This is a genomic window from Escherichia sp. KTE172 (genome assembly GCF_000408845.1).
GTDB lineage: Bacteria > Pseudomonadota > Gammaproteobacteria > Enterobacterales > Enterobacteriaceae > Escherichia > Escherichia coli.
Map to the genome: position 1 here is coordinate 4050153 of NZ_KE137316.1, position 26931 is coordinate 4077083.

The window sequence follows — 26931 nt, forward strand, 5'->3', positions numbered from 1 at the left end:
AGCCGGTCATAAAACCGGTGGTTGTAAAAGAATTCGGTGGAGCGGTAGTTCAGTCGGTTAGAATACCTGCCTGTCACGCAGGGGGTCGCGGGTTCGAGTCCCGTCCGTTCCGCCACTTATTAAGAAGCCTCGAGTTAACGCTCGAGGTTTTTTTTCGTCTGGATATCTATTATTGCCAGAATCGCAAAAATCCTCTGCGTTTTACGCTCTTTTTCCGCAACAGTCTGAAGCCCATAATCACCTCAGTTAACGAAAATAGCATTAAAAGAGGTATATTATGGCTATCCCTGCATTTGGTTTAGGTACTTTCCGTCTGAAAGACGACGTTGTTATTTCATCTGTGAAAACGGCGCTTGAACTTGGTTATCGCGCAATTGATACCGCACAAATCTATGATAACGAAGCCGCAGTAGGTCAGGCGATTGCAGAAAGTGGCGTGCCACGTCATGAATTCTACATCACCACTAAAATCTGGATTGAAAATCTCAGCAAAGACAAATTGATCCCGAGTCTGAAAGAGAGCCTGCAAAAATTGCGTATCGATTATGTTGATCTGACGCTAATCCACTGGCCGTCACCAAACGATGAAGTCTCTGTTGAAGAGTTTATGCAGGCGCTGCTGGAAGCCAAAAAACAAGGGCTGACGCGTGAGATCGGTATTTCCAACTTCACGATCCCATTGATGGAAAAGGCGATTGCTGCTGTTGGCGCTGAAAACATCGCTACTAACCAGATTGAACTCTCTCCTTATCTGCAAAACCGTAAAGTGGTTGCCTGGGCTAAACAGCACGGCATCCATATTACTTCCTATATGACACTGGCGTATGGTAAGGCCCTGAAAGATGAGGTTATTGCTCGTATCGCAGCTAAACACAATGCGACTCCGGCACAAGTGATTCTGGCATGGGCTATGGGGGAAGGTTACTCAGTAATTCCTTCTTCTACTAAACGTAAAAACCTGGAAAGTAATCTTAAGGCACAAAATTTACAGCTTGATGCCAAAGATAAAAAAGCGATCGCCGCACTGGATTGCAACGACCGCCTGGTTAGCCCGGAAGGTCTGGCTCCTGAATGGGATTAAGCCTCTCTGACAGCTCCTCCAGGAGCTGTTTTTACATGCTCGCTAAGGAAATCGATAAAAGCCCGGATGCGCGTACTTACCGCACGGTCGCTGTAATAGACTGCACTGAATGGCATTTCCACTGGCAATACTTTATCTGCCATTAACTCCACCAATTCTCCGCGAGCGATTTCTCTGTCGATCATGTAGTCGGACAAACACGCAATCCCGTTGCCACTTAGGCAAAGCTGTTTCAGTGTTTCCCCACTATTGGATGACAAACCGTACTTCACCTCATGTAATTGTCCATCGCTACAGGCTATCGGCCAGGTATTGAGGGAAGCGGGTTCAGTGAATCCCAGGCAAACATGTTGCTTTAAATCGTCGAGCGTTTCAGGCTTCCCATAGCGGGAAATATAATCGGGGGAGGCTATAATTTTTCGATAACTGTTAAATAACGGCCTGGCACGTAAGCTGGAATCCGTTAACGTACCGGCGCGTATCGCGACATCCACTTTTCTTTCGATCAAATTAATAATCGTTTCGGAGGAGACTAGTGATAAAGTGACTTCCGGATAGCGTTCACGGAAAGGCTTAATCAACGGCATCAGAAAGTGTAGCACCACTGGAGTTGCGGCATCGATGCGCAACAGTCCACGCGGTGTATTACGCGTCTCCATAATTTCTGATTCTGCCGCTGCCATCTCCTGCAAAATTGACTGTACGCGACGAAAATAACGCTCGCCTTCTTCCGTCAGGCTAAGTTGCCGCGTGGTCCGATTAAGCAGGCTAACGCCAAGTTTCATCTCCAGCTTTTTCACCGCCCGGCTTACCGCTGAGTTTGCTTGCCCTAATTGTTCCGCTGCCCGGCTAAAGCTGCCGCTTTCGACGACCGAAACAAAAATGGCGAGTTCTTCCGACGTGGCTTTCATTTTTGCTCCTGTTGCAAAATAGATGAGATATTTTGAATTTATTTGTCATTAAACCATCAGGATGCGTGATATGTCATCCGATTTAATGTTCTCAATCATGAGCAAATTTCTGACCGGTGTAAGCACTTGCTTACATAACAATATACAATTGCTCGTTGAAAGAGTGAGCTAAAATCCCTATAACAGTAGAACCCTCCCGAGTGCGGAAGGGTTGACGTAATAGAGGTTTCAAAGTCAAAAGTGCGAAAAAACACCTATGCCATGCGCTATGTTGCCGGACAACCTGCGGAAAGGATCTTACCGCCGGGGTCTTTTGCGAGCATCGGCCAGGCATTACCACCTGGAGAACCGTTAAGTACCGAAGAGCGTATTCGGATCCTGGTGTGGAACATATACAAACAGCAACGCGCTGAATGGTTGTCGGTATTAAAGAACTACGGCAAAGATGCACATCTGGTGTTATTGCAGGAAGCGCAGACAACGCCAGAGTTAGTGCAGTTTGCGACCGCTAACTATCTTGCCGCCGATCAGGTACCCGCTTTCGTGCTGCCACAACATCCTTCCGGTGTAATGACCCTTTCGGCGGCGCATCCAGTGTATTGCTGCCCGTTACGTGAACGAGAACCCATTTTGCGTCTGGCGAAGTCGGCACTGGTGACGGTCTATCCATTGCCTGACACCCGCCTGTTGATGGTGGTTAATATACACGCCGTCAATTTCAGTTTGGGCGTGGATGTCTATAGTAAGCAGTTACTTCCTATTGGCGATCAGATAGCTCACCACAGCGGCCCGGTCATTATGGCGGGAGATTTCAATGCCTGGAGCCGTAGAAGGATGAACGCGTTATATCGCTTTGCGCGGGAAATGTCGCTGCGCCAGGTGCGTTTTACCGATGATCAGCGCCGTCGGGCGTTTGGCCGCCCGCTCGATTTTGTTTTCTACCGTGGTCTGAACGTCAGCGAAGCTTCTGTACTGGTTACGCGCGCTTCCGATCACAATCCGCTACTCGTTGAATTCAGTCCCGGCAAGCCTGATAAATAAGGTATGTCAGGTCTGCCACAGGGCAGACCAACGTTTGGCGCTGCCCTTTTTAATCAAACAATAAAAGGACAGCACAATGACAACACAATCCCACCATGACCACGTTGAAAAGCAGTTTAGCTCGCAGGCCAGTGAGTATTTAACCAGTACCGTACATGCATCCGGGCGAGATTTACAGCGCCTGGCGGTGCGTCTGGCTGATTATCCTGATGCAAGTGTACTTGATATGGGCTGCGGAGCAGGGCATGCCAGCTTTGTCGCTGCGCAGAACGTGAGCGCGGTGGTGGCGTATGACTTATCTGCCCAAATGCTGGATGTCGTGGCACAAGCTGCCGAAGCCCGGCAACTGAAAAATATCACCACCCGCCAGGGTTATGCCGAAAGTCTGCCATTTGCCGATAACGCATTTGATATTGTTATCAGCCGTTATTCTGCCCATCACTGGCATGATGTTGGTGCAGCACTGCGTGAAGTGAATCGGGTATTGAAACCCGGCGGTAGGCTGATTGTGATGGACGTAATGTCTCCGGGTCATCCAGTGCGCGACATCTGGTTACAGACGGTAGAAGCATTACGCGATACCTCTCACGTACGAAACTACACCAGCGGTGAGTGGTTGACGTTAATCAATGAAGCCAATCTGATAGTTGATAATTTAATTACAGATAAGTTACCTCTGGAATTTTCTTCATGGGTCGCGAGAATGCGTACGCCAGAAGCGTTAGTAGACGCTATTCGCATTTACCAACAGAGCGCATCGACAGAGGTGAGAACGTATTTTGCCTTGCAGAATGACGGCTCTTTCACCAGTGATATCATCATGGTAGAAGCACATAAAGCAGCATAAATAAAAAAGGCACCGGGGGAATCGGTGCCTTTTTATTATCTGGTTTGTCAGGAATCTGGCATGTTGTTGTTTTTCACAAACAACGTCAGCTTATCGCCTGGTTGCAGATTCGCAGTATCGCTGTTCCAGCGCATCACATCTTTGATGTTCACGCCGTGGCGTTTAGCAATGCTTGAAAGCGAATCGCCTTTGCGCACACGATACGTAATGCTATCGCTGTTGTTTGCCAACCGCTGTGCGCTACTACCTGCGCCAATCGTCAAGCTTTGGCCTGGCTTCAGCTTAGATCCGCGCAGTTTGTTCCACTGCTGCAAATCTTTGGTGCTAACGCCGAGACGTGAAGCGATACTTGAAAGCGTGTCGCCAGAGCGTACGGTGTAAACACGGCTGTTAAGCGGCGTATTGTCGGCAACCAGCGTCGACTGTACAGCAGCAATTTCGCCCGAAGCCAGAGATTCACGCAGTTGATCTGCATGCTTCTTTGGCACCATCACGTACTGCGGACCACTTGCGCCCAGCGTGGAGCCTTTCACGCCAGCGTTGAATGTCTTCAGCTTGCTGACGGAAATCCCCGCCATATCTGCAACCTTCGCCATTTCAACTGGGCTGCTCAGGTGCACACGCGCCAGAGCACGGCTTTCATCGGTCGTTGGCAGACGTACGCCATAACGCTTGCTGTTTTTGAGAATATCACTCAATGCCAGCATTTTAGGCACGTACTGCTTCGTTTCCTGCGGCAACGGTAACGACCAGAAGTCCGTGGATTTCCCACGCGCTTTGTTCGTTTTAATTGCCTTCATGACTCGACCTTCGCCGCTGTTATAAGCCGCTACGGTCAGAAGCCAGTCGCCGTCAAACATCTTGTTCAGACGCTGCATCATGTTCAGCGCGGCAGTTGTTGAAGCAACAACATCGCGACGCGCGTCATAATTGCGGGTCTGTTTCAAACCATAATTGCGCCCCGTGCTCGGAATGATCTGCCAGATGCCTGCGGCATTGGCGCCAGACGTTGCGTGAGGATCAAAAGCGCTCTCCACTATGGGTAGTAGTACCAGTTCCATAGGCATGTTACGTTTTTTAACTTGCCCGGCTATCCAGTACATATACGGCTCTGCCCGTAAAGTTACATCGTGGAGATAGCTCTTATTGCGTAAATATTTCTGTTTCTGTTCGCGAATCCGGTCATTTTCCGGAATTCCCATCTTTAGCTCGTCGCCAATGAAAGCCCACAAGTCACCATCTGGCGCGATAGACGTCCCATCGTCCATCCATCGTGCCTGACTTGTAAACTTTGCTGCTTCCCCTTGACCAGCTGCAGAAAGGCTCTGTGCGTGCTGTTGAACGTTGCCGGTACTCTGGCAACCCACGAGCAGGACAGAGGCGAGTAATATCGCTTTTGCCTTCATGTGTGTGTCAATAGTTGCTTAAAAGACGACCGATCATAACGGCGAACGGAGCCGATGACAAGAAAGTTTTATCAGAACCTATCTTTCTTTGACCTTAACCATGCAAAACGTTCTTCAGGTTGTTGCAATAATGTTTCTTCATTAATTACATTAATTAAATCAATATCTTCGGTTCTTAAAAAAACATTAATTTGCCGCTCATTTTTCAGAATTACGGGTAGTGTTATTTGATTTTTTGCCCGTAACTCCTTAACTTTACGATAATAATCATTTATGGACAAATCGTGCGGAAGAATACTCAAAGCAAACTTCATATTTGATAAGGTATATTCATGAGCACAACATACCAATGTATCGTCAGGTAACGCACTTAATTTTTTAAGTGATTGATACATTTGTGATGGTGTCCCTTCAAACAACCGACCACACCCACCAGAAAACAGCGTGTCGCCGCAAAATAGATAAGGTTTACTGAAGTAACAGATATGTCCTAAAGTGTGACCCGGTGTGGCAATTACACTAAATTCATGCCCCAAAACGAAGGCAATTTCGCCATCTTTGACTACCCGTGTTGTTCCCTTATCTTGTGTCTCTTGTGGACCATACACCACAATTTGCGGAAACTTTTTCACCAGTTCTTTTACGCCGCCAACGTGATCGTGGTGATGGTGGGTGAGAAATATGGCCTCCGGTTGCCAGTTATTGGCGGCAATGGCGTTTAATACTGGCTCTGCGTCTCCGGGATCGACAATCAGGCAGCGACCTGCTTCATCATTCAAAACCCAGATGTAATTGTCATCAAAGGCGGGAATACTGTTAAGATTCATAGATTACCTCTCAGTGTGAAACGGAAGGTTGTGATGAAACCGGCAAGAGTCCCTCAAACTGTCGTGGCTCCTGATTGCTGGGGCGATTTGCCCTGGGGAGAGCTTTATCGCAAGGCGCTGGAGCGCCAGCTCAACCCGTGGTTCACTAAAATGTATGGTTTTCATCTGCTTAAGATTGGCAATTTAAGCGCAGAAATCAATTGCGAAGCGTGCGCGGTTTCTCATCAAGTGAATGTTTCTGCGCAAGGACTGCCCGTCCAGGTGCAGGCGGACCCACTTCATCTTCCTTTTGCCGATAAATCCGTTGATGTTTGTCTACTGGCACATACATTGCCGTGGTGCACCGATCCGCATCGTTTATTGCGTGAAGCCGATCGGGTATTGATTGATGATGGCTGGCTGGTGATTAGTGGCTTCAATCCCATCAGTTTAATGGGATTACGAAAACTTGTGCCGGTATTGCGCAAAACCTCGCCCTATAATAGCCGGATGTTTACTCTGATGCGGCAGCTGGACTGGCTCTCTTTGTTGAATTTTGAAGTGCTACACGCCAGCCGTTTCCACGTTCTCCCGTGGAACAAACACGGTGGAAAACTATTGAATGCGCATATTCCTGCGCTTGGTTGCTTACAACTTATTGTCGCCCGGAAACGGACTATTCCTTTAACGCTAAATCCGATGAAACAGAGTAAAAACAAGCCACGAATTCGCCAGGCGGTTGGAGCCACCCGGCAATGTCGTAAACCACAGGCTTAAACTTCGACTTGATAGCCCGTATCTTCCAGTGTGGGATTCATCGCTGCGGCACGAGCCAGTTCATCGCAACGTTCGTTTTCTGGATGACCGGCATGGCCTTTAACCCATTCCCATTTGATTTGATGCTGCCCCAGCGCAGCATCAAGACGTTGCCAGAGATCGACATTTTTTACTGGTTTTTTGTCTGCGGTTTTCCAGCCACGTTTTTTCCAGTTATGGATCCACTGGGTGATACCCTGGCGGACATACTGGCTGTCGGTACTCAAAATGACTTCGCAATGTTCTTTTAACGCCTCCAGCGCGACAATAGCGGCCATCAACTCCATACGGTTGTTGGTGGTGCGGGTGTAGCCTGCGCTAAAGGTTTTCTCGCGTCCGCGATAGCGTAAAATAGCGCCGTAACCCCCAGGTCCTGGATTACCCAGACACGAACCATCGGTGAAAATTTCTACCTGTTTAAGCATCTCTGGTAGACTTCCTGTAATTGAATCGAACTGTAAAACGATAAGTCTGACATAAATGACCGCTATGAGCACTGCAATTACACGCCAGATCGTTCTCGATACCGAAACCACCGGTATGAACCAGATTGGCGCGCACTATGAAGGCCACAAGATCATTGAGATTGGTGCCGTTGAAGTGGTGAACCGTCGCCTGACGGGCAATAACTTCCATGTTTATCTCAAACCCGATCGGCTGGTGGATCCGGAAGCCTTTGGCGTACATGGTATTGCCGATGAATTTTTGCTCGATAAGCCCACGTTTGCCGAAGTAGCCGATGAGTTCATGGACTATATTCGCGGCGCGGAGTTGGTGATCCATAACGCAGCGTTCGATATCGGCTTTATGGACTACGAGTTTTCGTTGCTTAAGCGCGATATTCCGAAGACCAATACCTTCTGTAAGGTCACCGATAGCCTTGCGGTGGCGAGGAAAATGTTTCCCGGTAAGCGCAACAGCCTCGATGCGTTATGTGCCCGCTACGAAATAGATAACAGTAAACGAACGTTGCACGGGGCATTACTCGATGCCCAGATCCTTGCGGAAGTTTATCTGGCGATGACTGGTGGTCAAACGTCGATGGCTTTTGCGATGGAAGGAGAGACACAACAGCAACAAGGTGAAACAACAATTCAGCGCATTGTGCGTCAGGCAAGTAAGTTACGCGTTGTTTTTGCGACAGATGAAGAGCTTGCGGCACATGAAGCCCGTCTCGATCTGGTGCAGAAAAAGGGCGGAAGCTGCCTCTGGCGGGCATAAATACCTGTAAAAGGCGCTAAAAATAGCGACTTGGGCGATTTTTGCAGCAAACGATTCAAAAGATGAGAAAAACCGTTGACGAAGGGTGAGGCAATCCGTAATATTCGCCTCGTTCCCAACGGAACACAACGCGGAGCGGTAGTTCAGTCGGTTAGAATACCTGCCTGTCACGCAGGGGGTCGCGGGTTCGAGTCCCGTCCGTTCCGCCAAATTCACTCATGAAAATGAGTTCAGAGAACCGCGAGATTTTTAATTTTGCGGTTTTTTTGCATTTAAATCCCGCTATTTCTCTGTTCAATGATTTTACTCTGGCGTAAGTGCGTGATTCTCGCTTGTTGTCTCATTTATTAAAATTCAATAATGATATCGAACCATTCAGCTTAAATATATTTTCTGAGAATGATTTTATATTGATTAAATGAATGTATATTTCATATTGATTTTGTTTGTTATTATTTAAGTGGGGTATATAATTAGAGTCCGTTATCAGTACTAAATATTCTAATCATCATGACAGGCGAGGGAGTGTCCGATTATGAATTCAAAAAAGGTTTGTTGCATATGTGTGTTATTCTCGCTGCTTGCAGGATGTGCCTCTGAATCTCCTATTGATGAAAAAAAGAAAAAAGCTCAAGTTACACAAAGTAATATTAATAAAAACACTCCCCCGCAACTGACAGACAAAGATTTATTCGGTAATGAAACCACTCTGGCTGTATCCGAGGAGGATATTCAAGCTGCGCTTGAAGGAGATGAGTTTCGTGTGCCCCTCAGTTCTCCTGTAATACTTGTTCAGTCTGGTAGTCGCGCACCGGAAACCATTATGCAGGAGGAGATGAGAAAATATTATACAGTTGCCACATTTTCTGGCATTCCTGACAGGCAAAAAACTTTAACCTGTAATAAAGACAAAAACAAAGATGAAAGCCTAGATATTGTAGATGCCGAAAATATGAACTGGATGCAGGCATTGCGTTTTGTTGCAGCAAAAGGCCATCAGAAAGCAATTATTGTTTTCCAGGATACGTTGCAGACAGGAAAATATGACTCTGGATTAAAATCAATAGTTTGGACAGATTATAAAAATCAAAAATTGACTGACACGATGTCACTGCGTTATTTGGTTCGATTCACGCTGGTGGATGTGGCTACAGGTGAGTGGGCTACCTGGTCGCCTGTGAATTATGAATCGAAACTGATTTTTCCGCAGATAGGGAATAAAAATTCTGACAGCCTTGATGTGGCAGAACAGCAGATTTCACAACTTAAGCAGAAAACGTACGCAGCAGTGGTTAAAGACCTGGTGAATCGATATCAGTAGTGAGGTTTTATACCAGACGTTTTAGTGGTACTTAGCAGGAAAGAGCATTTTTCTTTTCTGTTTTACACTATGGAACAAGTCTGCTAATTAATTTTACATATATTTTTTAGGAGTAGTAAAAATTTTCCTCAAGTTATTTGTTGTCCTCTCAACATATAAGCTGTAGTTCGAGTTTTCGGTTGAACTGTCAAAAATACATCACATACATCTATAAAACAGCAGGTACGGTTAATTAAGAATTTTTATTCGTGATTAACCGTACTTTGTCATTTTATCCTATAATGTTAAATTGCCTTTTTAAAATATAACAATAATGCAGATGAAAGACTCCCAGGTAACTTAGAAAATCCGTTCACTCCACAGACTGTACGCACTGGTTCCGGCGACGATGTGCTCCCAGTTGATGCTCTCATAGGTAAATGACACAGACTCTTCCGGCTGCCCTGGGCTGTCGTTAATGGTATGGGGAACGGTAAGGCCGATGTTTGAGATCCGGGCATTAGTCAGTTTCAGCTTGTAGTACGGCTCATTAATACCAAAACGGTTGGTGCGATAGAAGACAAAATCACAGGTCAGACATTCATTCTCCGAAATGGCCTTGCCCAGAAGGGGGGAGGATTTGTCCACCGGTTTCGTGATAGTCAGTTCCTGGTGATTGACGTTCTGTGCGCGACTCAGCCCATGGGACAGTGACATCACCATGATCTGATCCTGATGTGCAATCTGGGCCTTGTTACCGATGGACGGCATTGACGAGCATCCGGATGAAATCAGTCCCTGGAGTTCTCCGTTTAGTGTCAGATAGACGGGATTTGCCATTGTTATTCTCCTTAACCTCAATGAGTCGGATGGACAGGTTCGGTTCTGGTATCCGTTGCCATATCCTGTCCGGTATTTTTCAGCAGTAGCCAGCGGCTTAACAGCCCGTCCAGCCGTTCGTTGATCTCTTTTTCCAGCGCCTGTGTGTCCTGCTTCCGTGCGCGTGTCTCCTGGTACTGTGTCAGCAGGTACTCCAGCGGTGTTTCCTGATTCAGTAACCGTTCGGCCTGCCAGGTCACCGTCTTGATATACGAGAGGGTGAAACCCTGTTTCTCCGTCTCCTTTTTCATCATCAGATCCGCAAAGTCCCGCAAATTCTGCCGCGCCTGTTGCCAGCCCTTCATCTGCGGACTGGCTTGCGCCCGGTTTCTCAGCGTGTTGCTCCACATCCTGCTGGCTTCCTGCTGTTGCAGGCTTTCCGGCCAGAGGGTGTCTGCGGTGCGCATCATCTGCATTCCGGTTTCCAGCGGCTGTAGTGGCGGGGCATCCAGAAGCTGTTGCAGGTACTGTTCATATTCTTTCAGTACCGGGGAGGCCAACCAGGCGGTGGCGGCTCCCTGTGCGGTATCCCTGACTTGCGTAAGCTGCCGTTGTATCGGATACGCCTGCCACCACCAGAGTACTGCCGCGATAACGGCAGTACAGGCGGCACCGGCAACAAAACCTTTTACCGTGCTGCCCTGTCTAACGTTGTCGGCGTTATTTGCCACACCGCGCACCTCCACCCGCATTTCCGGCAGGTCGGGCAGGGGAGGCACGGCTTCCGCTGTGGTGGAAGCCGTGCTTTCCGGCGCATAGACCAGCGTCCGGACCGTGGTCTGTGCCGCCGTATCAGTACGGTTTCCGGGCTGCGGCTCAAACCGCTTGCGTGTGTTCTGCACAAAATAAAGCAGGTTTTCCACGCGCGGCTGGCGCTTCAGTTCCACCTGCTGGAGTTTGTCGCAAATAAGCTGTAAAGCCCGTTCCGTGCGGTAGAGCAACGGCAGATCATTTTCGGAAAAGGACACCTGCTGGCGCAGAATATTCCCGGTGCGGGTATTGAACCAGTCCAGCATCTCAGTCCGCGCCGGGCCACCCTGCGGCCAGAATTTATCCCATTCGTGGGTGATCATCGCAGCCAGCAGTTCCGAGCCTTCGCAGAACCCTGCCAGCCCCTGATTACGGGTACGCGCCAGCGTATAGTAGGTGGCGGTATGCAAATCCACCCCGTTGGCCTTAAAAATCGACAGCGCCAGCGATTCCACCAGTTTCCAGTTCAGCTCCGGCTGTGACGGGTGGTTAGCTTTGTTAATTTCTTCGCGGATGGCGCTGAACTCCGGCAGGGCGCGCGGATCGCTGCCGGTAACGATAGTTTGTGTCAGTGCGTAATTGCTCATCACTATCCCCTTAATACAACGTATCCGGTAAACGGAACAGGCTGAACAGACCGCCGGTGAACGGGTTATCTTCGGTATCCACATGCACCCGGTAAACCATTGCGCCGCCGTCCACGTTAAAGCGCACGTTAAAGGTGTCACTGGTCACATTGGTCAACTGGCCCGCGCCGAACAGGCGGAACTGCGCCCACGGTCCACTGAACGCGATACTGTGCGGTGCTCTGCCGCTGGTGCCAATCAGCGTCAGCTTGCTTTCATTGCCTTCACGCATGTTGTTCGGCCAGACCAGATGGGCGGTGTAGTTGCGTCCCTGGCTGTAGTCCACTAACTGGCCGTCCAGGTTAAGTACGCTGCGCCGCTTATTGCCGGAAAGCGATACGGTTTCCACGGCAAACTGTGCGCCCAGCCCGTTCTGCTGGCTGAAGAAGATGTCGCGGATTTTCTGCGCGGTATCCAGTTGCTGCCGGATATCTTCACGGATTAACACTCTGCCGTCGTCGCCAAAGGTCAGATCGTTTTCAAGGAACAGGCGCAGGTTGTTCTTGTAGAAATTGTCCAGAATGCCATCCGGTTTAAAGAAACGTTCAAACGAATCCAGTGAGGCATCCTGTGTGGCGCGCGGATTAAACGGATAGTTATCGGCAAGCTGCTCGTTGAAGGGTTTCACTACATTGTCGCGCCAGTCCACTTCCATGTAACGAACGGCTTCCACCATCACCACATGCCAGGCCTGATCCGCGAGCTTACCTACCCAGCGGTTAAGCGGTGCAGGGAGAGTTTTTGCCATCTGGCGGGTAGCGAAGATTGGATCGCTGCTGTATTGATCCAGACGTAGCTGTACTGCTTTCAGCGCCGATTTCCCCGGCACTGGCGAGTTCTGGATCGCCAGCAGGTAACGGTGCAGCTCGGTCAGTTGCTGGTACACGGCCTGTAGCGTACTCGCCTTGTCCTTTTGCTCCTCCAGTGCGCTGTTTTCCGGTGCGAACTCATGCCCCAGCCGGGATAACAGGCGGTAATCCATCTCATTTATTGCCGCTTCCCTCGCCTTATCATCCAGTTTGCCGGAGAGCGTCAGCGCGTGGGTATTATCGCGCAGCGCCGTCAGCGCACGCTGGAATGGCTGATCGCCGCTGATAATCTGCTCCAGCGCGTCGGTCAGCGCCGACATGGCCTCATAGTCACGGACGTTGAGGTTATCCATTCCGGCACGCCAGGTGGCGGTATAGTCACTGATGTACTGTTCGGTGATATGGCGCTGGATCTCTTCACGGTCGGCCTCGCTGTAGGCGACGCTTTGCGTCAGGTTCAGTACCCACGAATCCAGCGCGGTCAGCTCAACGAGGCCCTCACGCTGTTTGACAAAATAGCTTTGCAGTCCATAGCGGGTGAGGAACTGCGGGATCACCAGTTTTTCATCATTACCGGCGACGAACACGTTGTCGAAGGTGGGACCAACCTGGTCGCGCAAATTCAAATCGGCGGGCAACACGCTTAATGCTTTGGTGCGCAGGGTCTGGTAGACACGCTGGTATATGGGCAGCTTGCTCAGTTCCTGCTGCGCATTAATGACCGGTTTATCATAGGGGGTCCAGCGGCTGACAGCATCGCTGTCACCGCTCTGGCGCTGCGCGTGCCAGTCGGTGTGCTCCAGCGCATAGTCCAGATGCGCCATCAGTTGCGCCTGAATATCGCGCTGGCCGTGAAATTCATTGCTCCAGCGCCGCGCCATGTACTGTTTTACCGCCTCGTTGTTGCGCCCACTTTTGTCTTCCATCATGCGCAGTACGCGCAGCACGGCGAGCTTTTCTTCGCTCTCTGGCGGGGCATTGTTTAGATCCCGGATCAGGCCGTTCATTAACGAGGGGAGATAACGCTGCTCAAGAAGCTGAATGTAGGTTTGCTCCACATACGGCCCTACGCGGACGCCCTGGTACAATCCCATATCCGCCAGAAAACCGCGATCGCGGTAATCGCCATAGGCCAGGGTGGCATCGCGTACCGGATTAAGCAACGACAGTTGCAGATTGCCGAATTCATCCGTTCCTTGCGGTGGTGGTACGTCCATAAAGGCTTTAGCCTGTGCCAGTACGTTAACGCCGGACTGCCAGTTCTGATTGTAATAATGGTGCCAGCTTCCGACCAGCAATGCCGCCAGCGCCGCGCCACAGGCGGAAAAGGCGGTCAGCCTGCGCCGGGAGCTGTTCAGCCAGACGCTGTTTTCACCCGCCAGGTTCGGCTCAGCCAGCAGGACTTCAGGGAAGAGGCGGCGAGTAAAATACGGCGTCGTCTCCACCAGAGGCCAGGTTGCCAGCGAGCTGTTACCCAGCCCGTACTGGCGGGCGGCGGACTGCGTGAAAATATCATCCACCTGGCCACGCTGTAGCGATGATGTGAGCCAGACGCCACGCAGCATTACATCCATGTTCTCACCGTCCAGCAATGCGGCGAGCAGTGCGGTGACGATTTCTCCTGTTCCCTGCATCTGACGGGAGAAGCTGAACACGGCGCTGCGGGGAGCAGCACCGGTTTGTGCGAGCATCAGATCCGACAGCGCCAGGTTCACCTGTTGTACCCACGTCTGCCAGAAAGCCCCCAGTTCGCTGCGCCAGTCGTCACTTTCATGGGCGCGGCGGGTAAACGTGACGCCGAGGATCGCATCGCGGTCTTTTTTATCCAGTGAATGGAACAGCGCGGCAAAGCCGGTCAGCAGATCCAGCCGTGTCAGCACCACGTAAACGGGCAGACGGCAGTGCAGACTCTGGCGGATCTCCTGAAGTTGCTGGCGCAAATTTTGTACCAGTGTCTCACGGCGGGATTTATCCGCCGTCAGCAGATCGGGAAGATCGAGCGTCAGGATCAGGCCGTTGAGCGGCTGGCGCGCGCGCGTTTGCATCAGCCAGCCCAGCCAGTGTTCGCGCAGGCGGCGGTGGAGCAGATCATCCCCGCCGGGCGAGGTCAGTACGCCGTCAACATCGAAAATCACCGCTTGGTTGCCCACTCGCGGTGTGATCAGCGGATGGTATTCCGTACCCCGGATGCTTTCCGGCGTGTAAATAATGTCAGATGGAAAGCCCTCGCGCAGCAGAGCGCTTTTACCGCTACCCGCAGGACCAATGACCATATACCACGGCAACTGCCACAGATAACGGCGGTTATCCAGATGGCGGCGCAGGCGCAGCAGCCAGTGATCCAGATATTGCTGCTGGCGGTGGAGTTCCACGGTCAACGGATCTTTTTCTTCCTCCCGCTGCTGTTTCTGCTGTTTTTCCAGCTTTTGCAGACGCTTCATTACCCGCCAGGTGAGCCAGATCAGAGCGATAAGCCCCCAGACGGCGGTCGCCAGCCAGCGGTTTGTTAGAGGAGCCAGCCAGTGCTGCTCATAGAGCGTCCATTTCGGACCTTGCCACCAGATCCACACCAGCAGAAAAATCCATGCCAGCGCCAGCAGCCAGGCGGCGGATACCCTGAATCGCGGCATCGCTGGCCTGAGAGCAGATCTCAGCGTGCTGAACAGTCGGGATGTCGGAAATCTGAACACGGTAACTCCTTGTTATCTTTTACTGTTCTGCCGTGAATTTTTGTTCCAGTGCTTCCAGCAGGGACGGTTCCCATTCGGACAGCATCATGTGTAATCCTGTTCTGAAGAGTATCCGGTACTGCTGTTGTGCAAGCTGAACCATACCGGCCTCTTCCAGTAACTGCGCGCCGAAAAACTGGCGGTGAAACTGGTGGCGGGGATCACCTTCGGGCAGGTTTTCCAGGTACCGCAGCGCGGCTTCCAGCCCGTTTTCATCGAAGCACGCCCTGGCCGCCTGTAATTCTTCATCGGTCTGTACAACCGGGGCGGTCTGGTTGACTGAGCCGGATGATGCCAGCCACTGTTTCGTCTGTTCGGACACAAACGGAGTGCGGTCGTTAAACAACAGGTTGATCAGTGCGGGCAGGCGGGCCAGAAAACCGGTAACTTCATCACGGATAGCATCCGCCACCTGTTTATAACCGAGGCGCAGCGCGGTCTGTGCTGAGAGGTAATGACCGTCCAGCCAGTACGGGGCCAGCAGCAGGCTTTTTTCCACCTGCTGCCACAGCGCCATGTCGGCATTGTTCAGCCGCGCCAGGTAATCATCCATCATATCGACAGGGAAGGCTGCCAGTGGGGTCCGGCCATCGCTTTCTGCCTGCGGGGTACTGGTGATGGTCTGCCACAGAGCATGGCGGCGCAGTCGGTAACCCTGCGGTGACTCCGGCTGGCGCTCACAGAGAATGGCGGCCACCTTCAGCAGGGTGTCGCGCCATGCTTTATCGTCGTGGCTGTCAACAGTGACCTGCGGGATTGGAGTGGCTGCAACAGGAGGCTGAGCGGCAACCGTGTGCGGTGACATATCCGGTACAGATCCGGCTGTGGCCTGCGGCGCAATGGCGGCGGTTCGTGCAGATGATGGCATTTCAGGCGCTACATCACGAAACGCGCGCTGAAACAGGGCAAATAAATCGTCTGTCGCCTTAGCCAGCTCAGGAGCGTTGTGCGCCTGCCAGCACTGTGCCAGTTTTGCCAGCTCTCCCAGCAAAGCATCGCGCTGTATTGTCGCAGCATTCCCGGCAAAGTCCTGAACGGCAGACTCAAAGCGTTTTATCACCTGGGCGGCAAAGCGTTTTTTGTGGGCCATGTTCTGCGGTGCGGCGCATGTCCAGTAGTGTTCTGTATATTGTGCCAGCATCCTGGAGGCCAGCAGAATATCACCGGCATGTTGCAGGGTACGCAGCAGGTGGGCCAGCAGGCGAAAATCTTTGGTTTCTGAGGCCAGAAGCATCAGGCCCCGGCGCTGAAGTTCCGGGATATCAAGCTGGCTGTGCGCCAGTGAACCGAGCTTGACGATTTCGCTGTCGACAAACTCCCAGTCTGCATTGCCATCATCAAGCGCGGCGGACAGCTTATCTTCCGGCAGGTTTTCCAGCAGGTGTGCAAGCCATACATCGGGATTACGTAAGTCCATTGCCATATTCTTATTCTCCCGCCCAGTGGCAGGCGTCGCGTAGCGGCGCAATAACCCGTGCCAGCCCGTCAATGTTAAAGGTCAGCTTTCCGGCGGCGTTGTCTGTGCCGGTATCCACCGTCAGCGTTTTTGCGCCGAACAGTTGCTTAATTTCATCGATACCGGATAACCCCCGGCTGGACTCCAGCAGGGTGCCGTTCTCGCGCACAAACCAGTGGCTGCGTAATGCCCGGCTGTCGGCATTCAGGGTGACGGCGATATCATGGACATCCAGAGGGTGCATCAGCGCCACCTGCATCCGGGTGATATTGTCCACGCAACTGAACATCAGCACCGGGCGCGGCGGAACATGGCCGATAGCCGGGGTGGTTATCACTACCGTCGGGCGTTCACCCGGCACCTGCGTCACCAGCAGCCCTGTGGTATTGCCCTGGCGGCGTTTTTCCTGCTCTGTGGCGCGGGTCCAGGCTTCGCCCTGGTAACGGGCTTTCACCAGTGCAGCCCCACCAAAGGCTGGCTGCTCTGGCGAAAGAATGCGGTCATAACAGTCAAGCCGCTCCAGCGCCGCAGGCTCCCGCCGACAGGACCGCATGGACTGTAACGTGGCTGCCGCATCCGAAGGTGTCGCTGTTGCAGCGGCTACCGCCACACCGGCCATTGACGATGTTTCTGCGGGCGCGGCACTGGCGGGTAAGCCCGCCATCAGGCCCGCGATAAACCATCCTGTCTGCAGGAAAACGCGCAACCTGCTCATAAAACCGTTTCATCCTCTGTGACGGACTCGTCGTTCAGAACATCTTCCACGTCTGCTGTGAATGCACCGTCTGCCACCGACAGGCGAATCCGGGCAATCGCCGTGTTAGCCGCCATTTTCTGCAACAGCAGCAGCGAGAGCGGCGGCAGCATGTCGCCGTCAATGACCGATTCGAGCATCCTCGCGCCGTTTTCCGCGCGGGTGACGCGGCTCATGATTTCGTCCGTCACTTCCGGTTCAATAATCACGTCCGCACCAAAGCGGCTGCGCAGCACGTTATCCAGGCGGGCCAGTTTCCCGGCAATAATGGTAGCGAGCGTCGCTTTCGACAGCGGCAGGTATGGCACCACTTCCATACGCGCCAGCAGGGCGGGTTTAAAGAAGTCTGCCAGCACCGGATACAGGGCTTCCTGCATGGTTTCCGGGTCATCGGCGTGTTCGACAATCACCTGATAGCCGAGGTTGGAGGTGAGGAAGAAGACGATGTTTTTACAGTCAATCAGGCGGCCCTCGCCGTCCGCCATCTCGCCCTTGTCAAACGCCTGGTAGAACAGGTTGAGCACATCCGGGTGCGCTTTTTCCACTTCATCGAGAAGTACCACCGAGTAGGGTTTCTGGCGGATGGCCTCAGTCAGCACGCCGCCTTCGCCATAGCCGACATAGCCCGGAGGGGAACCAATCAGCCGCGAGACGGTGTGCTTCTCCTGGAACTCGGACATATTGATGGTGGTCAGGTACTGGCGACCGCCGTAGAGCAGCTCTGCCAGTTGCAGGACGGTTTCGGTTTTACCCACGCCACTGGGACCAGCCAGCAGAAACGCGCCAAGCGGGCGTCCCGGACGGCGCAGGTCGGCGCGTGCGGTCAGCAGGTGTTTATGCAGGCTGGCAATCGCCAGGTCCTGGCCTTTGATGGTGTCACCAAGCCACTTCGGCAGGTCGGTGATGACCGACATTTCATTCTGCGACAGGCGGTTAAGCGGAACACCAGTCCATTCGGCAATTACCGCCGCAATCTGTTTTTTATCGACATGCGGAGAGACCAGCAACCGATCGTTATGCAGGGCGTCCAGTTCGGCAGTAAGCTGTGCCAGCCGCTGTACCGGGGAAACTGTTTCAGCGGTCTCTTCCGGCTGTACGCTGCCAGCTTCATCAGCCGGTATGGCACCAGTATTATCCTGTTCTGACTCTGGCGGCGTATCCACTACGGCATCTGTGTCCTCTGCAACGCCCAGTAACTGCTGGCGTAGCGTAATAATCTCCTGTACCAGCGCCTGTTGCTGGTGCCAGGCGGCTTCCAGTTCATCCAGCGCCGTCAGTGTTTCATCGTACTGCACCAGCACTTCCGTCATCCGGGCGGTATCGGTACGCAGCCCGATACGCCTTTCGCGCTCAAGCTGGCGGATTTCCGTCTCCTGCTGCTGGCTTAACGTGGCCAGCGCCGAAATCTGTTTCGGCGGCGAAGAAAGGTTGATTGCCACGCGGGCGCAGGCGGTGTCCAGCACATCAATCGCTTTGTCCGGCAACTGACGTCCGGAGAGATAACGCTCGCTCAGTGTTGCTGCGGCTTGTAAGGCCTCATCGTCAATCAGCACACCGTGAGACTGTTCATAGACCGCCGACAGGCCACGCAGAATAATCGTCGCTTCGGCAGCGTTAGGTTCGCTGACCTTAACTAACTGGAAGCGGCGCGATAAGGCAGCGTCTTTTTCGAAGTATTTTTTGTATTCGCTCCAGGTTGTGGCGGCGATGGTTTTCAGTTCGCCACGCGCCAGCGCCGGTTTGAGCAGGTTGGAGATATCCAGCCCGCCCTGCTGGTTGCCCGCGCCAATCAGGGTATGCGCTTCGTCGATAAACAGAATGATCGGCACCGGGGAGGAAATGACCTCCGCCATCAGCCCTTTGAAACGTTTTTCGAATTCGCCCTTCACCGACGCTCCGGCCTGCAATGCGCCCAGGTCAAGGGTCATGATATCGGTGTTTTTCAGCTTGTCCGGCACCTGGCCTGCCACGATGCGCAGCGCCAGCCCTTCAATCAGTGCGCTTTTGCCCACGCCCGCTTCGCCCACTACCACCGGGTTATTTTTACGACGGCGGCAGAGAATGTCGATCATCAAATCGATTTCGTGGTCGCGGCACAGTACCGGATCGAGTTTTCCGTTACGGGCGTCTTCGGTCATATTTTTGGCATAGCGGGCAAGCAGGGTGTCGCCGGTTTCTGTTGCACGGAACGCTTGCCCACCAGCCAGATCCACGGATTCGGCGGATTCTTTTGTCCATGCGGTGAAATCCTGCTGTAACTGGTCACGGTTTATGGCCGTCAGCAGACGGGCAGCAGCGGGTGGAATATAGCGCAGCGGTGAATGCAGCAGAGTAAGCAGCAGGACGCCGCTGCGCAGTTCGCTGTGCTGCATCTGGGCTGAGGCCAGCAGCCATGACTCCTTGAGCCATTCGATCAGCATCGGGGAGAAGCTGGGATAGCCTTCGGCGGAACGTCCGCCGGGATAACTCTCCACGGTCAGCGCCTGGCGTAAATCCTCCGCACTGATGCCTGTGCGTTCGGCAATCACCCTTACGTCGCTGCGCGGGATAACCAGCATCTGCAACAGCATATGGGCAACGGTGATCTCACTGGCCTGCTGGCTCATACACTCCGAGGCAGCCATTTCCAGCGCCTGTTTTGCAAAGGGGTTAAGCCGCTTTACCAGCGTGGCTAAATCAATCTGGATCATAAGATGTCCTTATCGGAGTAATTTATTGAGCTGATGCAGAATATCCTGTGTCTGGCTGTCCAGACGCAGCAGATAAAACAGATAAAATACGGCCAGCACAACAAGACCGCCGCACAGTACATGCCTGATGGTCAGCCGCCGGATTAACTGATAACGCCCGCCCTGTATGTTGTTCTTCTGGTGAAGCAGCGGAAATGGCGCGTCACCGCGCAGTTTGTGCAGGGCATGGTGCAGGCGCTGGTAGATCCGCTCAAATTCATCCTGTTGCTGAATGGCAACCTTGTAGCGCCCGCGAAAGCCCAGCGAAAAGCAGAGGTATAAAAATTCCAGCAGATCCTGGTAACGTACCGGCTCCCGGATCAGGCGTTCGAGCAGGATAAACACTTTCTCGCCGCCCCAGGCTTCGTTATGGAAATGAACCAGTAGCGACTGTTTTATCCATTCGTTTTTGTTGGACCAGCCGTTGCCCAGCGCCGCTTCGTCAATAAACGTGCAGAGAATGTAGCGGAACGAAACAATGACGCCCGGCTCGTAACCCTGCTCCTGGAGTAGTTGTTCCACAGCCTGGACATCGGTTACCACCTGGGCAAACAGATGTTCCGGCATGGCCTGGCTGTTCATGGTGGACAGACGCATCACCATGCCGAGCAACGGCGTGGCGGCGTCAATCATTGGGTTCAGGCTGTTGCCGCGAAGGGCGAGACGGTACTGACGTCCTGATGTTCCGCTCTCCGGCTCCATGGGAAAAACCGACGGTTCACCCATATCGCTGATATCGCTCATTCACTTATCCCCTTATCGCCCAGAGCTGAAGGTTCAGATCGGGGAAGGTGCCGGAGATATGCAGCGCCAGCGCGCCCGCTTTTATCACGTCCTGCCAGGCTGGGGTGCCTTTTTCCAGTTCGAAGTAAACATAACCTTCATGCCAGGGCAACTGACGCGGCGCAGCGGTAAGAGTGTGCAGCGGAATACCCGGCACCTGCACGCTGACCACGCTGCGGATTTTGTCGGTAGCGGCCACTTTTGACTGCTGGATGAACTGGCGTTGTACCTGGTCGTAGGGCATCCTGGCGCGCACTGCCAGTACCAGCTTGCAGGACTGCAACAGTGTGGGATCGCTGATGGTGGCGATCCAGGTCCCCTCTGAAAAGAACAGCGGCAGATTCTGCGCACGCGGCACCAGTACGGTATTGAGTGCGCGCCGCAGTTCCGGGATCACGGTTCTGGTGAAGGTCGCGGTAAGATCCCGGTGATTATACGGCTCCACGGTGCAGGGCAGGCGATTACCTTCGGTAAAGGTCATCAGTTCTCCCAGCAGCCCCACCAGATCTTGGTAGAAGGCTTCCGGATGCAGCGTGTGCAGTTGTGAACGGTGCGTGAACTGCATTTGATGGCGGTTAAGCATCTGCAACATCATAAATTCGGCCACATCGGCGATCCCGCTCTGTTCAGGCGAACCGATGCGCCCGGCCAGGTCGGCGGCGCGGGTGGCAAGCAGCCCCTGCACCTCGCCGGAGAATGCCCCGAGCAACCCGCTGACACGGACGGCCTGAATGGTGGGAATAAAGGTGTTGTCCAGCACCAGTGCGCCGGTAGCATTTTTATTGAGGATACGGCACAGGGGGAGGGTCACCATCGCGCTGAGATCATCTGCGCCGCTGACTATCCTGGGGATCAACTGCCCCAGACCGACCGGCTGTTCGTCGCCTTCGTCAGTGTGAAAATCACGGACGCGGGTATGGGTGAGGCGGTAACGCTCCGTACCCTGACCGGCGCTGTGCAACCCCTGGATTTCATTGATCACGTCGCTGATTACAGGCAGCGCCAGATAAATATTGTGGCTCTCTTTCGATGAAAGGGTTCCCGGCTGGAAAGGTTCCGGCAGCAGATCCTGGTCGGGAATGCTGAATACGGTGCCGTCAGGCATACAGCCCGCCGCACGGTCAATCATGATTTTGCCCTGGGCAAGCAGTTCGGTATTGATGGAGAGTTCCGTAAAGCCCCAGAAAAAATCACCCAGTGCATCCAGACGACGGTTCAGCAGGTACTCGCAATGACGCTGCTGTTGCTGAAAATGCTGCGGCAGGGCAAACAGCCCTTCCTGCCAGATCACCTTGTTTTTCATTGTTGCCATCGTCAGTTTTCCTCTTTTTTCATCTCAATCGCACTGGCGCGGATATGCACCAGCAGGCGATAGTGGTGGCCGATACTTTCTACCGGCTCAATTTGTTTCCATTCTGTGGCCTGGTCGTCTGAAAAATAGGCAATGACACCGATATAACCGGTTTTCTCATCCAGCTTGATCGGCGGCAGTGTTTTTACGGTGTCCGGCAACAGGTTGAAGTCCTGGTGATCGATATAGTTCTTCCCCAGCACGTCGGGCAGCGCGGTGGTGGCAATCTGATCGTAATCGGCGGCCTGGAATTTGGAGTCGTCGCTCAGATACACCAACTGGACATCCACCGGCGCGGCTTCACCGTCCGCCGTCAGGTTGCTGTCCGGCTCGGTCAGCAGCGTGACGGTCAGCTCGGTTGACTGATCCATCAGCTTTCCGACCTGAATATCCGGATTGCGGATCACCTGGCTGATTTTTTTCGCTGTTTCACAGCCAGTTAACACAACGCTCATCAGAACGCAGGCCAGAAACGCTTTGCCGTTCATGCTTCCGGCTCCCGCTGTTTTTCGCGCAGCACCCGGTCATAGACCTGGGCATAAACTTCATTGAACAGCATTTCAAATCCCTGCTGTCGGCTGGAGGCCAGTTCATCGTAATAGTTGCTGTACATCTGCCATGCCCAGGCGTTGTCCATTTTCTGGCGCAGCTCATGGCTGCGGCGGTATTGCGCAAAGCGGCGCATCAGGTTGCCCGGCGAGAAGGCGTCCAGCATGACACGCAACGCTTCCACAATCGCCGCCCGGTTGGCCTCTTCATGATGCCGGATGTTGCGCAGGCTTTCGGCGATGGCCGCAGGTGCGGCGAGATGTACCGGGCTTTTACCCTCGGCGAACATGACGTTCAGCGCGGTGGGATAGTCCATATCAAGGCGCAACGGGTTGTCTTCCAGTGGACGCAGGTGTTTATCCGACAGGCTGTTCTGTTGTTGTTGCAGACTCAGCAATCCCTTAATGGCGGCCTGCAACGCCCGTCCGGCCTCTTCGAGAAACTCATCCGCATCCTGAGAATTGTGCAGCGTCAGCGGACACTCCATACCGCGCAGCAGCGGGGTTACGGCCAGGTGGTACTGCGCCATGGCAGAAAATTCATCGCCGTCCTCATGACGGGCATTGCCGGGCGGCAGATCCATAAACGGCGTGTTGATCCCGTTTGCACCTGTCAGATCGGAGGCGGGGGCAACGGGCCGGGAAACGCGTGGGGCGATCGGATCATCTGCCACCATCAGGCTTTCCGTCTGGAGTGCCTGGAGCGGATCGCTGGAAAAACCGTGCGCAACCGTGGGGGCAAGCTGATGCTGGAACGGCATTCCCGGATACGCCGGTTGTCCCTCGGTGGTCAACAGGGTGTCCGCCAGACTGTCGCGGTTCATTACAATCGTTTCCGGGGTCGCCATCCGCTCGTCATAGGTAACAGCTACACCGTCATGCAGAAACACTTTCAGCGCCAGTGCGCCGAGCTGGATCTCATCCCCCTGGCGCAGGCGGATGAGCGCATCGGAAGAGACCGGGGCCAGATTAATCATCAGTCCCGGCGTCAGGCACCGCAGGCAATAGGCTCCGTCGTGCCGGATAACGGTACAGGCACGCGCAGCAATGCTTCCCGCCCGGTCCTGTACCTGCCAGTGACATTCCGGCGTATGGCCAATATCACCGCCGTTTTCGCTGAACAGGCATTTTGCGGCGCGTCCGCTTTCCAGTTCGTTGCCATTCATCACCTGTAAAGTCAGTGAGGCCTGGCGGGATTGCTGTTTTTCCTCAGCCATAAGTGGTTCCATAGAATTATTCCCTGATTCGGATTGTGATGGCGGGCGGTACTTTCGGCTGACCAATAAAGCTGGTTCTGCCGAGGCGGGAGCTGGCAGGATCGCCAAGGCGCATCCCTTTAGCCTGCTGTGGTGCTAGGCACAGCCGTAAATCCCAGGCAAACTGGTCGCGCAGAATAAAGGAAAGGAACATGGTCAGCGGCAGGTGATTTTCGCCATCGGGTAAAAATGAGAGATAACGCTCCCGCGACAGGCCGCCAATCTGCAACAGGAATTTTCCGCTGCGATCCGGCACCCGTGCGCCGAGGGTAAAATTAACGCCGAGTATGGAGCGTCCCGGAATATGTCCAGCCGTTTTTCCTTTCGGATTACGTACACCCAGCCGGTTCTGGTGTGCCGGATCAATGGCGACTTTACGCAGTTGCCAGCGTTCAATGGTGACATCCGGCAAATCAAAACAGTGCGACACCAGATTACAGATAACCTCCGGCGCGCGGCCTGGTGTTGCCAGAATTCCGGCGTAGGCCAGCATTTTGCTGTGGTTAATGGCAAGCCTGTCACGCACGCTCTGATTACCCAGCCCGACCAGTGCGTACATGCGCTGTGAAAAGGTGTCAGTACCGCCGTTACGAAAGCAGATGTAGTAGCGGTATTTGCGCCAGGCATGATAGGCAAACTGTGTCCAGCGGTGGCTGAATAGATCGAGAAATTCTTTCAGGCCGTCTTCGTTCTGTGCGGACTCCTGCGCCATCTGATCCAGATAATAGCCCGGTAGCGGCGACTGGCTGCCGGAAAAGCCCAGGAAACGGGTTTGCAGTACATACTGTCCGTTCTGGCTACGGGAAAGCACACTCAGGTCCGTACCCGGAAAACCGATATTGGCGTCAGAGCTGAAACGCACGATCTCTTGGGCTGGCTCGGTACGCAGGGAAATATCCTGGCCCGGAGCGCCATACCGACGGTACAGCGCCTCCATCAGCACATAGAAATTGCAGTTGCGCACATCCGCCGATAACGGCGGTTTTGTCGCTATATAAGGGCGTGCTGACCCATTTTCTCCTGCCATTCCCAGGCCTCCTGACTTTCCGTGTTGATGATTTTCAGACAGTGGTACGAATTGATGCTGGCGTAGAGAGCAAAAAAGTGCGAGAGCACTGTACCAAGAAGATAAATTTCACCTTCGCAGATAAATGGATCGGGACGTATCCACAGCGTGGTCGCCAGCCCGCGAACCGGCACGCCTTTAAACAACCTGTCAACAGGTTTGGTTTCGAGTTTTTCTATGGCATCCAGTTTCTGGCGCGACAGTCTGGCCCGCTGCGGATGGTGAGCGCCTGGCAGGTCGAAGGTCCGCAGGATCTGGATCAGTGTCTCCCTGTCCAGCAGGGATAGGTAGTTCAGGTTCATCGCGGAAATCAGCGACCAGTGCATGTCGCCGTCCGTGACTGGCCAGAGCGGCTGCGTCGGGCGTGTGACATTATGAAATGAGGCCACCGCCGGGTTTTTGTTGACGGCCACGCAGATATCGCCGATATGCAGCCGAGCAGGGATCATACGGTTGGTACAGATTAATGACGTGGTGATCACATCATCATTAAACCGTGAGCTGTCCGGAATGCTGCCGTCCGCATGGACAAAGGCGATACTATGTTCAAGCCCGCGGTGAAACAGGGATGTTTTAGTCCGGTGATGCCAGTAGACGACTTCCCGCTGGCGGCTGTACTCCATCTGGTGCTGGAAACTTTCAAATTCGGGCCAGACACGCGCCTGGCTGCCAGGGTTGGATTCAGTACCTGAAACTTTGACTTTGCTGGTGACTGTGCTTATCTGAAAAATGTCATAAGCGTCGGGATGCCGGTGGCTGGCGCGCAGCGGGTATTCCGCTATCCGCCCATCAGGCCTGACGGGTTCCGCATAATGCGTAAACAGGTTAATGGCTGGCGTACAGTGCAGACGCAGTGAGTCCCGGCGTAGCTTGATGTCGGCAGGTAACGGGCGGTTAAAGTGCAGGCGCAGCGTAAACGCGCTGGCCGGGAAATCGTCCGGTAGTGGCGCAACATCGCGCAGATGGAAAAAAAAGAAGGCTTCGGGATAGCAGAAATACTCCTGGAGTACCCGATAGCCGCTGTGGACATTTTTCGGCCACGGCAGCAGTGCGTCCTGGTTTTCAAATCCGGCGGCCTCCAGCCACAGATCCGGCAGCGGCAGGCGGTACTCTCCGGCAATCAGTTCCGCATCCATCAGGCATTCGCAAAACCACAGATAAAGTTGGTGTCGGGTATAATCGTCTTCATTACCCAGCCAGAACGTTATTTTGTTCAGGTCAAGCATGGCGGGGGAGACATTGTTATCTGCGGTAAAACTGATATCTATGATGCCTTCTTTCAGGCTGCTGGCGTTGTGGGTGTCGAGAATGCGCAGTGGTTGCAGCCAGATATCGCGCGCCAGCGTGAAATGACAGGCTACGGAAGAAACGATTTTATCATGATTGTCAGACAGCACCTTCTGAGCAGCCAGGGCGGACTTTTCTGAGCGGCTTCTGATCAGTTCATTACGGCAGACTTGAACAGGGACTTTTAACTGATCGGTTTTGGGTTCATAGGCAATAACCGTCATGGCCGGAACTGGGCGTAAATAGTTTGCCCACAGCATACGGATTAGCCCATGGGTGAATTCGGGGAATTCGTCCTCAAGTTTCTGACGCAGGCTACCGGACATAAAGGCAAAGGCTTCCATCAGACGCTCCACGTCCGGATCACCCTCTTTCTCGGCCAGAAAGTGGGCCAGATGTGGTTTTTCCTGCGCCAGCAGTTTGCCAAGCTGGCGAAGATAATCCAGCTCTTCGCGGTAGTAACGTTCTTCAAAAGCCAC

Annotated in this window: 22 protein-coding genes and 2 tRNA genes; 8 read left to right on the forward strand and 16 right to left on the reverse strand. The window is 53.3% G+C overall.

Annotated features, from left to right (window positions below; translation table 11 throughout):
* Positions 1 to 38: 38 nt before the first annotated feature.
* Together G434_RS05120 and dkgB are read left to right on the forward strand one after the other, a co-directional pair.
* Positions 39 to 115: transfer RNA gene (locus G434_RS05120), tRNA-Asp, on the forward strand.
* A 162-nt stretch (positions 116 to 277) separates the two neighbouring features.
* Positions 278 to 1081 carry a 2,5-didehydrogluconate reductase DkgB gene (gene dkgB, locus G434_RS05115; RefSeq protein WP_000997023.1) on the forward strand — a complete coding sequence of 268 codons (804 nt, stop codon included), beginning with the start codon at positions 278 to 280 and terminating at the stop codon, positions 1079 to 1081.
* On the opposite strand, the gene yafC is transcribed toward dkgB, so the two are convergent.
* Entirely contained in the window at positions 1078 to 1992 is a 915-nt protein-coding gene (yafC, locus tag G434_RS05110; RefSeq protein WP_000648591.1) for a DNA-binding transcriptional regulator YafC, read from the reverse strand. The genes dkgB and yafC overlap by 4 nt on opposite strands.
* Before the next feature lie 240 nt (positions 1993 to 2232).
* On the opposite strand from yafC, the gene G434_RS05105 reads away from it, so the two are divergent.
* The gene (locus G434_RS05105; protein WP_001230983.1) at positions 2233 to 3033 is read left to right on the forward strand and encodes an endonuclease/exonuclease/phosphatase family protein; all 801 of its coding nucleotides are present in this window, start codon (positions 2233 to 2235) and stop codon (positions 3031 to 3033) included.
* Positions 3034 to 3109: 76 nt separating this feature from the next.
* Positions 3110 to 3880, forward strand: a complete 771-nt coding sequence (locus G434_RS05100) for a class I SAM-dependent methyltransferase (protein ID WP_000211713.1) — start codon at positions 3110 to 3112, stop codon at positions 3878 to 3880.
* 47 nt (positions 3881 to 3927) lie between these two features.
* On the opposite strand, the gene mltD is transcribed toward G434_RS05100, so the two are convergent.
* Together mltD and gloB are read right to left on the reverse strand one after the other, a co-directional pair.
* Positions 3928 to 5286, reverse strand: a complete 1359-nt coding sequence (mltD, locus tag G434_RS05095) for a murein transglycosylase D (RefSeq protein WP_000644685.1) — start codon at positions 5284 to 5286, stop codon at positions 3928 to 3930.
* A gap of 71 nt (positions 5287 to 5357) precedes the next feature.
* Positions 5358 to 6113: a hydroxyacylglutathione hydrolase gene (gene gloB, locus G434_RS05090; RefSeq protein ID WP_001052736.1), complete on the reverse strand. Its 756-nt coding sequence runs from the start codon at positions 6111 to 6113 to the stop codon at positions 5358 to 5360.
* A 33-nt stretch (positions 6114 to 6146) separates the two neighbouring features.
* On the opposite strand from gloB, the gene G434_RS05085 reads away from it, so the two are divergent.
* Entirely contained in the window at positions 6147 to 6869 is a 723-nt protein-coding gene (locus G434_RS05085) for a class I SAM-dependent methyltransferase (RefSeq protein ID WP_001308373.1), read from the forward strand.
* Here the strand turns inward: G434_RS05085 and rnhA are convergent.
* On the reverse strand, positions 6866 to 7333 hold the full coding sequence (gene rnhA, locus G434_RS05080) for a ribonuclease HI (protein ID WP_000917883.1): 468 nt from the start codon (positions 7331 to 7333) through the stop codon (positions 6866 to 6868). The two genes, G434_RS05085 and rnhA, sit on opposite strands and share 4 nt — an antisense overlap.
* Positions 7334 to 7397: 64 nt before the next feature.
* Between rnhA and dnaQ the strand changes: the two genes are divergently transcribed.
* The 3 genes from dnaQ to G434_RS05065 all read left to right on the forward strand — a co-directional run bounded on the left by dnaQ (position 7398) and on the right by G434_RS05065 (position 9450).
* On the forward strand, positions 7398 to 8129 hold the full coding sequence (gene dnaQ, locus G434_RS05075) for a DNA polymerase III subunit epsilon (RefSeq protein ID WP_001308374.1): 732 nt from the start codon (positions 7398 to 7400) through the stop codon (positions 8127 to 8129).
* Between the two features lie 132 nt (positions 8130 to 8261).
* Positions 8262 to 8338: transfer RNA gene (locus tag G434_RS05070), tRNA-Asp, on the forward strand.
* A 326-nt stretch (positions 8339 to 8664) separates the two neighbouring features.
* Positions 8665 to 9450, forward strand: coding sequence for a lipoprotein YafT (locus G434_RS05065; RefSeq protein ID WP_001086160.1), 786 nt, complete (start codon positions 8665 to 8667; stop codon positions 9448 to 9450).
* Positions 9451 to 9789: 339 nt separating this feature from the next.
* Here the strand turns inward: G434_RS05065 and G434_RS05060 are convergent, their stop codons facing one another.
* The 12 genes from G434_RS05060 to tssF form a co-directional block, all read right to left on the reverse strand.
* Positions 9790 to 10269 carry an Hcp family type VI secretion system effector gene (locus G434_RS05060; protein ID WP_000013179.1) on the reverse strand — a complete coding sequence of 160 codons (480 nt, stop codon included), beginning with the start codon at positions 10267 to 10269 and terminating at the stop codon, positions 9790 to 9792.
* Positions 10270 to 10286: 17 nt separating this feature from the next.
* On the reverse strand, positions 10287 to 11645 hold the full coding sequence (locus G434_RS05055; RefSeq protein WP_000073803.1) for a VasL domain-containing protein: 1359 nt from the start codon (positions 11643 to 11645) through the stop codon (positions 10287 to 10289).
* A gap of 10 nt (positions 11646 to 11655) precedes the next feature.
* Positions 11656 to 15093, reverse strand: a complete 3438-nt coding sequence (tssM, locus tag G434_RS05050) for a type VI secretion system membrane subunit TssM (protein WP_122134675.1) — start codon at positions 15091 to 15093, stop codon at positions 11656 to 11658.
* A 109-nt stretch (positions 15094 to 15202) separates the two neighbouring features.
* On the reverse strand, positions 15203 to 16645 hold the full coding sequence (gene tssA / locus G434_RS05045; RefSeq protein ID WP_001306815.1) for a type VI secretion system protein TssA: 1443 nt from the start codon (positions 16643 to 16645) through the stop codon (positions 15203 to 15205).
* A gap of 4 nt (positions 16646 to 16649) precedes the next feature.
* Positions 16650 to 17393, reverse strand: a complete 744-nt coding sequence (vasI, locus tag G434_RS05040) for a type VI secretion system-associated protein VasI (RefSeq protein WP_000088845.1) — start codon at positions 17391 to 17393, stop codon at positions 16650 to 16652.
* Positions 17390 to 20122 carry a type VI secretion system ATPase TssH gene (tssH, locus tag G434_RS05035; RefSeq protein ID WP_000614302.1) on the reverse strand — a complete coding sequence of 911 codons (2733 nt, stop codon included), beginning with the start codon at positions 20120 to 20122 and terminating at the stop codon, positions 17390 to 17392. Before tssH ends, vasI begins: the two co-directional genes overlap by 4 nt.
* A gap of 9 nt (positions 20123 to 20131) precedes the next feature.
* Positions 20132 to 20887 (reverse strand): type IVB secretion system protein IcmH/DotU, encoded by a 756-nt coding sequence (gene icmH / locus G434_RS05030; RefSeq protein ID WP_042018344.1) that lies wholly within the window; start codon positions 20885 to 20887, stop codon positions 20132 to 20134.
* Between the two features lie 22 nt (positions 20888 to 20909).
* A complete protein-coding gene (gene tssK, locus G434_RS05025) occupies positions 20910 to 22256 on the reverse strand; it encodes a type VI secretion system baseplate subunit TssK (RefSeq protein WP_000224513.1) in 1347 nt (448 codons plus the stop codon).
* Between the two features lie 2 nt (positions 22257 to 22258).
* Positions 22259 to 22783, reverse strand: coding sequence for a type VI secretion system lipoprotein TssJ (tssJ, locus tag G434_RS05020; RefSeq protein WP_001013424.1), 525 nt, complete (start codon positions 22781 to 22783; stop codon positions 22259 to 22261).
* Positions 22780 to 24060, reverse strand: a complete 1281-nt coding sequence (tagH, locus tag G434_RS05015; RefSeq protein WP_001306810.1) for a type VI secretion system-associated FHA domain protein TagH — start codon at positions 24058 to 24060, stop codon at positions 22780 to 22782. The genes tssJ and tagH overlap by 4 nt, the downstream gene beginning before the upstream one ends.
* 16 nt (positions 24061 to 24076) lie before the next feature.
* Entirely contained in the window at positions 24077 to 25126 is a 1050-nt protein-coding gene (gene tssG / locus G434_RS05010; protein ID WP_000896719.1) for a type VI secretion system baseplate subunit TssG, read from the reverse strand.
* The gene (gene tssF / locus G434_RS05005; protein ID WP_000863395.1) at positions 25090 to 26931 is read right to left on the reverse strand and encodes a type VI secretion system baseplate subunit TssF; all 1842 of its coding nucleotides are present in this window, start codon (positions 26929 to 26931) and stop codon (positions 25090 to 25092) included. Before tssF ends, tssG begins: the two co-directional genes overlap by 37 nt.

Excerpts from the sequence above, each read along its gene's own strand:
- dkgB (WP_000997023.1), top strand. The coding sequence starts at position 278 with ATGGCTATCCCTGCATTTGGTTTAGGTACTTTCCGTCTGAAAGACGAC.
- yafC (WP_000648591.1), bottom strand. The coding sequence starts at position 1,992 with ATGAAAGCCACGTCGGAAGAACTCGCCATTTTTGTTTCGGTCGTCGAA.
- G434_RS05100 (WP_000211713.1), top strand. The coding sequence starts at position 3,110 with ATGACAACACAATCCCACCATGACCACGTTGAAAAGCAGTTTAGCTCG.
- mltD (WP_000644685.1), bottom strand. The coding sequence starts at position 5,286 with ATGAAGGCAAAAGCGATATTACTCGCCTCTGTCCTGCTCGTGGGTTGC.
- gloB (WP_001052736.1), bottom strand. The coding sequence starts at position 6,113 with ATGAATCTTAACAGTATTCCCGCCTTTGATGACAATTACATCTGGGTT.
- G434_RS05085 (WP_001308373.1), top strand. The coding sequence starts at position 6,147 with ATGAAACCGGCAAGAGTCCCTCAAACTGTCGTGGCTCCTGATTGCTGG.
- rnhA (WP_000917883.1), bottom strand. The coding sequence starts at position 7,333 with ATGCTTAAACAGGTAGAAATTTTCACCGATGGTTCGTGTCTGGGTAAT.
- dnaQ (WP_001308374.1), top strand. The coding sequence starts at position 7,398 with ATGAGCACTGCAATTACACGCCAGATCGTTCTCGATACCGAAACCACC.
- G434_RS05065 (WP_001086160.1), top strand. The coding sequence starts at position 8,665 with ATGAATTCAAAAAAGGTTTGTTGCATATGTGTGTTATTCTCGCTGCTT.
- G434_RS05060 (WP_000013179.1), bottom strand. The coding sequence starts at position 10,269 with ATGGCAAATCCCGTCTATCTGACACTAAACGGAGAACTCCAGGGACTG.
- G434_RS05055 (WP_000073803.1), bottom strand. The coding sequence starts at position 11,645 with ATGAGCAATTACGCACTGACACAAACTATCGTTACCGGCAGCGATCCG.
- tssA (WP_001306815.1), bottom strand. The coding sequence starts at position 16,645 with ATGGCAATGGACTTACGTAATCCCGATGTATGGCTTGCACACCTGCTG.
- vasI (WP_000088845.1), bottom strand. The coding sequence starts at position 17,393 with ATGAGCAGGTTGCGCGTTTTCCTGCAGACAGGATGGTTTATCGCGGGC.
- tssH (WP_000614302.1), bottom strand. The coding sequence starts at position 20,122 with ATGATCCAGATTGATTTAGCCACGCTGGTAAAGCGGCTTAACCCCTTT.
- icmH (WP_042018344.1), bottom strand. The coding sequence starts at position 20,887 with ATGGGTGAACCGTCGGTTTTTCCCATGGAGCCGGAGAGCGGAACATCA.
- tssK (WP_000224513.1), bottom strand. The coding sequence starts at position 22,256 with ATGGCAACAATGAAAAACAAGGTGATCTGGCAGGAAGGGCTGTTTGCC.
- tssJ (WP_001013424.1), bottom strand. The coding sequence starts at position 22,783 with ATGAACGGCAAAGCGTTTCTGGCCTGCGTTCTGATGAGCGTTGTGTTA.
- tagH (WP_001306810.1), bottom strand. The coding sequence starts at position 24,060 with ATGGCTGAGGAAAAACAGCAATCCCGCCAGGCCTCACTGACTTTACAG.
- tssG (WP_000896719.1), bottom strand. The coding sequence starts at position 25,126 with ATGGCAGGAGAAAATGGGTCAGCACGCCCTTATATAGCGACAAAACCG.